Annotated in this window: 9 protein-coding genes and 2 pseudogenes; 3 read left to right on the forward strand and 8 right to left on the reverse strand. The window is 59.3% G+C overall.

What is annotated here, in order from left to right; all coding sequences use genetic code 11:
* Window positions 1-339 (forward strand): IS66 family transposase (locus VZ95_RS03555; protein ID WP_045774657.1); only part of this gene is annotated, 339 nt, incomplete at its 5' end.
* Window positions 340-496: 157 nt separating this feature from the next.
* On the forward strand, window positions 497-994 hold the full coding sequence (locus VZ95_RS03560; RefSeq protein ID WP_045774658.1) for a YbaK/EbsC family protein: 498 nt from the start codon (window positions 497-499) through the stop codon (window positions 992-994).
* A 144-nt stretch (window positions 995-1,138) separates the two neighbouring features.
* On the opposite strand, the gene VZ95_RS23795 is transcribed toward VZ95_RS03560, so the two are convergent.
* The 7 genes and pseudogenes from VZ95_RS23795 to VZ95_RS03590 all read right to left on the reverse strand — a co-directional run bounded on the left by VZ95_RS23795 (window position 1,139) and on the right by VZ95_RS03590 (window position 8,464).
* Window positions 1,139-1,738: a hypothetical protein gene (locus VZ95_RS23795; protein ID WP_156995013.1), complete on the reverse strand. Its 600-nt coding sequence runs from the start codon at window positions 1,736-1,738 to the stop codon at window positions 1,139-1,141.
* 126 nt (window positions 1,739-1,864) lie between these two features.
* Window positions 1,865-2,585, reverse strand: a pseudogene (locus tag VZ95_RS03565) (ABC transporter ATP-binding protein).
* Window positions 2,586-2,596: 11 nt separating this feature from the next.
* Window positions 2,597-3,462: pseudogene (locus VZ95_RS26610) on the reverse strand (ABC transporter ATP-binding protein).
* A gap of 3 nt (window positions 3,463-3,465) precedes the next feature.
* Complete coding sequence (gene livM / locus VZ95_RS03575; protein ID WP_045774659.1) at window positions 3,466-4,755, reverse strand: high-affinity branched-chain amino acid ABC transporter permease LivM; 1,290 nt, start codon at window positions 4,753-4,755, stop codon at window positions 3,466-3,468.
* Window positions 4,756-4,758: 3 nt separating this feature from the next.
* Entirely contained in the window at window positions 4,759-5,673 is a 915-nt protein-coding gene (livH, locus tag VZ95_RS03580; protein WP_045774660.1) for a high-affinity branched-chain amino acid ABC transporter permease LivH, read from the reverse strand.
* 381 nt (window positions 5,674-6,054) lie between these two features.
* A complete protein-coding gene (locus VZ95_RS03585) occupies window positions 6,055-7,470 on the reverse strand; it encodes an FAD-binding oxidoreductase (protein WP_045774661.1) in 1,416 nt (471 codons plus the stop codon).
* A 94-nt stretch (window positions 7,471-7,564) separates the two neighbouring features.
* Complete coding sequence (locus tag VZ95_RS03590; RefSeq protein WP_045774662.1) at window positions 7,565-8,464, reverse strand: LysR family transcriptional regulator; 900 nt, start codon at window positions 8,462-8,464, stop codon at window positions 7,565-7,567.
* A gap of 154 nt (window positions 8,465-8,618) precedes the next feature.
* Between VZ95_RS03590 and VZ95_RS03595 the strand changes: the two genes are divergently transcribed.
* Window positions 8,619-9,197: a histidine phosphatase family protein gene (locus tag VZ95_RS03595; RefSeq protein WP_156995019.1), complete on the forward strand. Its 579-nt coding sequence runs from the start codon at window positions 8,619-8,621 to the stop codon at window positions 9,195-9,197.
* Between the two features lie 168 nt (window positions 9,198-9,365).
* Here VZ95_RS03595 and VZ95_RS03600 read toward each other — a convergent pair.
* A partial coding sequence (locus tag VZ95_RS03600) for a glutathione binding-like protein (protein ID WP_084627553.1) occupies window positions 9,366-10,028 on the reverse strand: 663 nt, incomplete at its 5' end.

Raw genomic sequence — 10,028 nt, forward strand, 5'->3', positions numbered from 1 at the left:
GCCGACAGCAAGATCGGCGATGCCGTATCCTATACCCTGAACCAGTGGGAATACCTGACGCGCTATACAGAAGACGGCAGAATGCCCATCGACAACAATCTCCTCGAACGTGACATCCGCGTCTTCGCAACCGGCAGAAAATCCTGGTTGTTCAGCGACACCATGGACGGAGCCAAGGCAAGCGCCACCGTCTACAGCCTCATGCTGACCTGCCGCGCCGCGCGCGTCGAGCCCTTGGCCTATTTACGCCACGTCCTCACCGAATTGCCAAAGCGCGCAACAGAGGCCGACATAACCGACCTGCTGCCCTTCAACTTCGCCAAAACCACAACCGCCTGAGCCCATACAACAGGCCGAAAGCGACCCTGCTCAAAGGGGCCGCGTCAACGCGCATAGAAATGAGCGCTTACCAAATGAAACCGTCATTGGAATTCCATTGTATGTAGAGTTTCTTTTTACTAAAACCTGTTGCACTGCAACAGAAAGCCCGTCGTCCATGCCGGAAGCCTTTTATCGACTGAAAGCATTTTTAAGCGAACGCGGTACGGCGTTTCGGCTGACCGAACACGCGCCCGAAGGCCGGACCGATCTCGCCAGCGCTTTGCGCGGGCACGCGCTGGCTGATTCCGCCAAGTCGATGGTGGTTCAGGTCCGCACGCCGGGGCAGGCCGACCGCTATTTTTTGGCCGTCGTCCCCGGTCATCGCCGCGTCGATTTCAAGCGCATCGAACAGATCACCGGCGGCAAAAAAGCCTCCCTCGCCCCCGCCCAATTGGCGGGCGAATTGACCGGCTGCGTCATGGGGGCCGTGCCGCCCTTCTCCTTCCATCCCGATCTGACGCCACTGGTGGACCCGGATTTATTCGACCGCGCCCAGGTAGTGTTCAACGCCGCCCGGCTGGAGTGTTCGATCTGGCTTGCCGGGTCGGATTTTGCGGCCCTCGCCAAGCCTCACGCCGCCGCCATTGCCGAGGCGGAACTGGTGCCTGCCTAAAAAAAGCCGGGGCAGTTTCCCGCCCCGGCTTTGCACTCTCCGTATCGACGCCGTGTTACGCCGCGTGGTGCCCACCTTCGCAATGGTGGGCACTTCTAGAGTAAGACAGCCGCCTGTCAAATGTAAGACTGGTGAGCTTCAACATTATGAGAAATCAATTTTTACAATAAGAGCCGCACTATTCCAATCAACTCGATGATCATTATACCATACGTCCCCATTCGTAATTTTTTTATCTAATCGAGAGATACGAGATGGTTCGCACTTCAGACATGATGAAAAATTTTCAAACACATGATTCACCGCCATATCAATATTCTGGTGGTTCCTCATATCACTATGATGTGTAACAAAAGCCCCCCAATAAGCTGATTTAATTTTTCCAGGGTGTTTTTTCCTAAAACGCAAAAAAATATCATTTATCTTAATTGCATCTCGCATCATTTCTCCGGAAGATCTCTTTAGCTCTATTATGTATAGCGGCTCTTGTTCGTCATCAGTTATAATTATATCCGCCCTTCTTTTACCCCATAATTTCTGATGGAGAAAATAATTTAAATTTGCCTCAGGATGAACAAGTAATTTCTTTGCCTTAACAGCTTTATAACATGACTCAGCAACATAGGTTTGCATAATATTTTCTACAGGAGCATCACTTAACCAATACTCGCCTCCGGACCAATTATAATAACTTTCATTTGCCTTTCGAATGCCCTCGAAAATAGATTTGGCTATAAAATCCATTTAAAACCCTCCAATAAAATATCCTTTTAGGAGAATGCCGAAAAAATCGACAACCGAAAAGACGTATCTAATTTTAGAGTGAAAAAAGAGTCGACTCTCAGTAAGAGCCGACTCTTCCCAAAGGGCTTACGCCGCGTGGTGCCCGCCCTCAAGATAAAGCGCCCGCACTTCCGGGTTCGAGAGCAACTCCTGCCCGCTGCCCTGCAAGCGGATTTCGCCGTTTTGCAGCACATAGGCGCGGTGCGCCACTTTCAGCGCGTGGAAGGCATTCTGCTCGACCAGCAGGATTGTCGTGCCGTTTTCGCGGTTCAGATCCTGAATGGTTTTGAAGATTTGCTTCACGATCAGCGGCGCGAGCCCCAGGGAGGGTTCGTCCAGCATCAGCAAGCGCGGGCGGCTCATCAGCGCGCGGCAGATGGCGAGCATCTGCTGCTCCCCGCCCGAAAGCGTGCCGGCGCGCTGCGCCTGCCGCTTTTCGAGAATGGGGAACATGCCGAACATGCGGTCGAGATCGCTCTTGTAATGGGCGGGGTCGCCCAGCGTCGCGCCCATTTGTAGGTTTTCGAGCACGGTCATGCGCGAGAAAAATCCGCCGCCCTTCCGGCACCTGCTGCACGCCCTGGCGGACGATGGTGGTAATCGGGGCGCGGGTAATCTCCTTGCCCTCGAAAATCACCTTGCCCCGCGTCGCGCGCGGATTGCCGCAAATGGTCATCAGCAGCGTCGATTTACCCGCGCCATTCGCCCCGATGAGGGTGACGATTTCGCCCTGTTCCACCGTCACATCTACGCCTTTGAGGGCTTGGATATGGCCGTAATAGGTATGGATCCCTTGAAGTTCCAGCATCGGCATCGGCGTCACCCGTGAGTTGCGAGATCGGCGGCGATCTCGGGTGGCAGTTCGGCGTCTTCGTCTTCGCCCAAATAGGCTTTGATGACGATGGGGTCATTGCGGATTTCGTCGGGCGTGCCCGCCGCGATGCGCTTACCGTGATCCAGCACGTAGATCCGGTCCGAGACTTTCATGACCACGCTCATATCGTGCTCGATCAGCAGAATGCCGATCTTCTCTTCATCGCGGATGCGGAACAGCAGCGTGTTGAGTTCGAGCGATTCGGTCGGGTTCAGGCCCGCCGCTGGCTCGTCGAGACACAGCATGCGCGGGCCAACGCACATGGCGCGGGCGATTTCCACTCGGCGCTGCGCCCCATAGGGCAGATTCCCGGCTTCTTCATCGGCCCGGTGGGTAAGACCGATCAGGTCCAGCCAATATTTGGCCTTTTCCACCGCCAGCTTCTCGGCCTTGGCGTAGCACCAAGGTTGAACAGCCCGAGGAAAGTATAGCCCGAGGCTTTCATCAGCGAATTATGCTGGGCGACAATCAGGTTTTCCAGCACCGTCATCTTCGGGAAGAGGCGGATGTTCTGGAACGTCCGCACTACGCCCGCCACCTGCGCAACCTTGTGATTGTCGAGCTTCTGAAGCTGGAGGGTCTTGTCTGGGTGGAAGAAGCTCAGATTGCCTTCGGTCGGCTTGTAAAAGCCGGTCAGGCAGTTGAACAATGTGGTTTTCCCGGCCCCGTTCGGGCCGATGATTGCGGTGATTTGCCCCTTACCCGCCACCAGCGACAGACTGTCGATAGCGACGAGGCCGCCGAAGCGCATGGTCAGACCGTCAACCTGAAGCAACGGATCCTTGACGGCGCTGTCATCATATTTGGTCATGGATCAGGCTCCCTTTTCCGGGTTCAGCCGCAGCGTGGGTTCGCGGTGGGAAACAACCCCCTTCGGACGCCACACCATGATAAGGATCATCGCGGCCCCGAACAGCAGCATGCGGCTCTGTTCGAAATCGCGCGTCACTTCCGGCAACAACACCAGGAAGAGCGCCGCAAACACCACGCCGATCTGACTGCCCATTCCGCCCAAAACCACAATGGCAAGAATGGTGGCGCTTTCCATGAAGGTAAAGCTTTCCGGGTTGATGAAGCCCTGCTTGGCGGCAAAGAAGCTGCCCGCGAACCCGCCCAACATCGCGCCGATGGCAAAGGCCGTGAGCTTGGTGTTGGTCGGGTTCATGCCCAAGGATTTACAGGCGATTTCATCTTCGCGCAGGGCTTCCCAGGCGCGACCGATGGGCAGTTTGCGCAAGCGATTAACCATCCAGTTCGTCATCAGCGCGAGCGCGAGAATGACGAAATAGGTGAAAATGATCTGGTGCGTGCGCTCATATTCAAGCCCAAACAGCGTATGGAACGCGCCTTCGCGATTACCAAAGGGGGCAATGCCGAAGAAGTCCATACGCGGGATCGAGGCGATGCCGTTCGGCCCGCCCGAGAGCGAGCCCCAGTTGAGCAGCACGACGCGGATGATTTCCCCAAACCCCAGCGTCACGATGGCGAGGTAATCGCCGCGTAGGCGCAAGGTCGGCGCACCAAGTAGAACCCCAAAGGCCGCCGCGAACAGCCCCGCGAGCGGCAGGCAGACCCAGAAATCCAGCCCGAAGTTCAGCGACAACAGCGCGTAGCTGTAAGCCCCGACCGCGTAGAAGGCCACATAGCCAAGGTCGAGCAGACCGGCGAGACCCACGACGATATTGAGGCCCCACCCGAGCATCACGTAAATCAACACGTTGATGCCGCGATCCAACCAGGAGCGGTCGGAAAACGGCAAGAACGGCAGCGCAAGGGCGAAGCCAAGCAACGCCCAGCGAATCACAGTGGCGATTTGCCGTTGCCGGGTCAGCGCTTCTGCCGACGGCTCTTTATTCGCCTTCGCGGGCTTGAACGCCAGCGCGATCTTAAACAGCAGCCGCCCGACAAAGCCGATCAGCACGGCATAGGCCAGCAAATCCCAACGCCCGCGCACGGCCAAGGAGCCGCCTTGATCGTAGGTTTGCAGCCCAATCATGGGAAAGGCGAGGAAGAAGACCACGAACGCCGTCAGCGCCGCGTCCTTAATCAAGGCCGGGAAGTCGAGGGCAGGACGCGCCGCCATCCCCGTCGAAACCTGTGTCATGGCTTAGACCTTCTCGATTTCGGGGCGGCCCAGCAGGCCAGACGGCATGAACATCAGCACCAGGATCAGGATCGAGAAGGACGCGACATCCTTATACTCAATCGAGAAATAGGCCGAGAACAGCGCTTCGATCAGCCCGATCAGCAGGCCGCCGAGCATTGCACCCGGAAGCGAGCCGATACCGCCGAGCACCGCCGCCGTGAACGCCTTCATCCCAGCGAGGAAGCCGATGTAGAAATCGACCACGCCGTAATACATCGTCACCATCACGCCTGCGACTGCCGCCAAGGCAGCCCCGATGACGAAGGTGAGCGAGATCGTGCGATCCACATTCACCCCCAGCAGGGAGGCCATCGTCCGGTCCTGCTCGCAGGAGCGCTGTTGCCGTCCGAACGAGGTGCGAGTGATGAGATAGGTGAACCCGATCATCAGCAGCACGGTCGTGAGGATGATGAAGATTTGGATATAGGTCAGGCGTACCGTGAACCCATCGAGGTGCAGCAGCTCGAAGCTGCCGCGCACCACCGGGGGAATCGGCTTCACCCGTGCCCCTTGCGCCAACTGCACATAGTTTTGCAGGAAGATCGACATCCCGATGGCCGAAATCAGCGGCGCAATCTTGGGCGCGCCGCGCAAGGGCCGGTAGGCCACCCGCTCGATTGCCCAGCCGTACACGGCGGTGAAGAACACCGCCGCCAGCAGCACCGCCACAAGGCCCAGCGGAACCGCCGAAATGCCTGCCGCCGCGAGCAGCGTAAACGCGATCACGGCAATGAACGACCCGATCATGTAAACCTCGCCGTGGGCGAAGTTAATCATGCCGATGATGCCGTAGACCATCGTATAGCCGATGGCGATCAACCCATAAATGGACCCAAGCGTGAGCCCATTAATCATCTGTTGTAGGAAATATTCCAAGCCAGCCCCCACACTCAGCCGAGCTCGCTCCCGGAAATCGGGAGTGCCGCAGCTATGAAGCCCTATGAACGGCGGCAGACTTGCGCCTGACCGACCGCCCTGTTCAACCCGTTCCTCAGTCTACGCCCTGGCCGAATTTTTTTGGTTTGGACCAGTCCCTGTGGCGAAGCCTTAAGGCTTAAAATCCCGAGTTTCCCAGGCAGGTCAAGTTGATTCTGGCAAAATCATGGCTTGAAGGGTCGGAGTTTTTGTTTCTTGTTTTTTTCGGAATGCGTTGAGGCCGAAATTAGAAAAAAAATTACAGTTTTGGGACAATGGGTCAGGAAGGCGTGCGCGCATCCACCCGACGCCAATCTCTCCAGGGTGGACACGCAACTGTTGTTACATCCGAACGATTTTTCCCGGATTGAGGATATTGCTGGGATCAAGCGCGCGCTTCAGTTGGCGCATCACCGAAACCGCCGCCCCATGTTCGGCTTGCAGGAACGGAATCTTGCCGTAGCCGATCCCATGCTCGCCGGTGCAGGTGCCGCCGCAGGCAATCGCCCGGTGAACCAAGCGCTCGTGCAGCGCTTCGGCTTCCGCCAGTTCCGCCGGGTTTTCCGGGTCGATGAGATAGAGCATATGGAAATTGCCGTCGCCGACATGGCCGACGAGCGTGCCTTGCAGCGTGCTTTTCGCCAAATCCTGCTTGGTCTCGGTAATGCAGCGGGCAAGCTCGCTAATCGGAACGCACACGTCGGACGTAAGGCCGCGTGCGCCGGGGCGCAGGGCCAGGGCCGCGTAATAGGCCATATGGCGGGCGTTCCACAGCCGCGTGCGCTCTTCCTGGGTCACCGCCCACTGAAAGCCACCGCCGCCCTGCTCCTCGGCGATGGCGCGCACCTGTTCGGCCTGCTCCTTCACTGAGGCTTCCGTGCCGTGGAACTCGAAGAACAAGGTCGGCGCAACCGGGTAATCGAGCTTCGAATAGCGGTTGATCGCGTCCATCTGCGCGTCGTCGAGCAACTCGATCCGCGCCATCGGAATGCTGGATTGAATGGTTTGAATGACGGTATCGACCGCGCCCTCCAGACTGCTGAAGGTGCAAACCGCCGCCGACACCGCTTCCGGGATACCGTAGAGCTTCAGCGTCACCTCGGTCATGATCCCGAGCGTGCCTTCGGACCCGACGAACAGCCGCGTGAGATCGTAGCCCGCCGAGGATTTGCGCGCCCGCCCGCCGGTTTTGATCGTCCGGCCATCGGAGAGGACGACCGTGAGCCCCAGCACATTCTCGCGCATCGTGCCGTAGCGCACCGCATTGGTGCCGCTGGCCCGCGTTGCCGCCATGCCGCCCAAGGAGGCATCGGCCCCCGGATCGATCGGGAAGAACAGGCCGGTATCGCGGAGATATTCGTTCAACTGCTTGCGCGTCACCCCCGCTTGCACGGTGCAGTCAAGGTCTTCCGGGCTGACGCGGACGATCTTATTCATGCGCGTGAGGTCGATAGTGATGCCGCCTTCCAGCGCCGCCACATGGCCTTCCAGCGACGTGCCGGTGCCGTAAGGGATGATCGGAATGCCATAGGCGGCGCTAATGGTGACGGCGGCCGCCACTTCTTCGGTCGTCTCCGGGAAGATCACCGCATCGGGCGGCATGGTCGGGTGCCAGGATTCATCCCGCCCGTGATGCTCGCGCACAGCCATCGCCGTGCTCACCCGCGCCTCGCCTAAGAGGTGCCGAAGCTCGTCCAATGCCGCCTCTAACGCCGAGCCCGAAACGCGCGATTTTTGTGCTGCAACGAGTGTCGCCATGACAATTCTCCCCTTTGCGCTGAACGCTAGAACCGGGGCCGGAGCGGCACAAGCGACGATACGGAGGAGCCGCCCCGCTTCCCGCGCAAAGCCTTTACACCTGCGTAAAATCCCACGCGCAGACCGCCTGGGCGAGGTCGATAAACGCCCGCACCTTCAGCGGTAAAAGCCGCGCCGACGGGTAGAGAAAATGGATCGGCCACGGCGGCGTTTCGAACTCAGGCAGCAGAATGCGCAACTGCCCGGCGGCCACCGCCTCGGCCACTTGATAGGAGAGCACGCGGGTAATGCCGCCGCCCTGCACGCAATGGCTTACGGCTAAATCGGTACTATTCGTTGTGTAATGGGGGCGCAGCGGGACATAGACCGGGCGGCCCGCCTGCTGGAACTCCCATTCCTCCGGGCCGGGGGCGATGGCGAGATGAATCACACGATGCTGGCTTAAATCATCGAGGCAGCTCGGCGTGCCGTTCGCCTCAAGATACGCGGGCGTGGCGACCATGACGCGGCGCACGGCCCCCATGCGGCGCGCAATCAGACTCTGCTCGGTCAACGGGCCAATGCGCACGGCAAGATCGATGCCCGCATCGACCAGGGAGATATTCCGATCCGATAGCATGAGTTCGCCCGTCACCCCAGGATAACGGGTGAGATACTGACCCATTAGCGGCCCGACGTGCAGCCGCCCGAACATCGACGGCGCCGTTACCGTGAGCCGCCCCGACGGATGCTGCTGCTCTTCCCGCGCCAGCGCTTCGGCTTCCTCAAGCTCGATCAGAATTCGGCGTGCCCGCACCAAATAGCGCGCGCCCACCTCGGTCAGCGCCACGGCGCGGGTCGTGCGCTGCAACAATCGCAAACCGAGATGGGTTTCGAGCGCCGAGATCAAGCGCGTCACGGCGGAGGGGGTAAGCCCCAGCTTGCGCGCCGCCGGGGCAAACCCGTGCAGATCGGCCACCGCCACGAAGACGCTCATCGCCTGAAGTCGATCCATCGAATTATTCTCCGTTTAGCAACAGTCTATGGCTGAACCGTCAAACAACCTATGACCTTGCCGCTACTCAACTCAAAGACGGCCACCATATTATCGCTGTTGTTTGATTGAGGGCGGCATCGGGCCGCACGACCCAGAGGTAAGGATTCAACCGATGATCGCGCCCCTCTCGCGCTGGCTAATTGGAGTGCTGATCGCAGTGGTCAGCGTTGGTGTGCTTGGACCTAGCCCGGCACAGGGCTCGGAGGCGGCGGCCTGGGCGGCTCTGAGGCAAGGCGGCATTGTGCTTTTCCGCCACGCCAATGCGCCTGGCGGGGGCGATCCGGCCGGAATGCGGATCGACGATTGTACCACGCAGCGCAACCTGGATGACTCAGGCCGGGCGCAGTCGCGGCGCATCGGCGAAGCTTTCCGATCGCGCACGATAGAGGTTGGCGCGGTGTTGACCTCACAATGGTGCCGCGCACGGGACACCGCCGACTTGGCGTTTCCTGGGCGGAAGCAAGACGAAACCGCCTTTAATTCCTTCTTTAGCGATGGCGCGAAAGGCCCGGCACAGACTGCCGCAGCGCGCCGCATTCTCGCCGATTGGCGCGGGCCGGGAGCGCTTGTTGTCGTGACGCATCAGGTCAATATCACGGCCTTAACCGGAATTGTGCCGACGTCCGGCGAAGGGGTTGTTGTTATGGTCGAAGCCGGAAATATAAGCGCTATTGGGAGGATCAGACCTTGAGATCAATGCCCTGGAACCGAGTCGCCCCAGTGTTGAAGAGGGCAGGGTAAACCGCCCTACCCTATCCCCTCCTGCGGGCGGACCAGAGCCAGCGGACGTGGCGCACCTCCGCGACCAGCGCAGCGCGGCCCTGGAAGCGGAGGTCGAGGCCCTGAAAGCCGCGCGAGATTAGCGCGCGGTTTGGCCGAACAGAATCTTCTTCGCGTCCTCGGTCATCGGCGCGGGCGGATTGATGGCTTTGCCCTTCTCATAAGCGGTCACGGTTGCCGGACGCGCTTCGATCGCCTGGAACCAGCGCTTGAGGTTGGGGAAATCGTCGAGAGTCTGGCCCTGGCGCTCGTAGGGCACAATCCAGGGATAGGCGGCCATATCGGCAATCGAATAGTCGCCGACGATAAACTCGCGGCCCTCCAGGCGCTTATTGAGCACGCCGTAGAGCCGGTTGGTTTCCTTCACGTAGCGGTCAATCGCGTAGGGGATTTTTTCCGGCGCATATTGGCTGAAATGATGGTTCTGGCCGGCCATCGGCCCGAGCCCACCCATTTGCCAGAACAGCCATTCGGTCACAGCGACGCGCCCACGCAGGTCTTTGGGCAGGAATTTTCCGGTCTTCTCGGCGAGATAGAGCAGAATCGCCCCCGATTCAAACACCGAGACCGGCGCACCGCCATCGGCGGGAGCGTTATCGACAATCACCGGCATGCGGTTATTCGGGCCGATCTTGAGGAACCCCGGGTCGAACTGATCGCCCTTGCCGATATTGATCGGCTTAATCTGGTACTCAAGCCCGGCTTCTTCGAGAAACAGGGTGATTTTATGGCCGTTCGGCGT

The sequence above is a fragment of the Elstera litoralis genome, from assembly GCF_000963705.1.
GTDB lineage: Bacteria > Pseudomonadota > Alphaproteobacteria > Elsterales > Elsteraceae > Elstera > Elstera litoralis.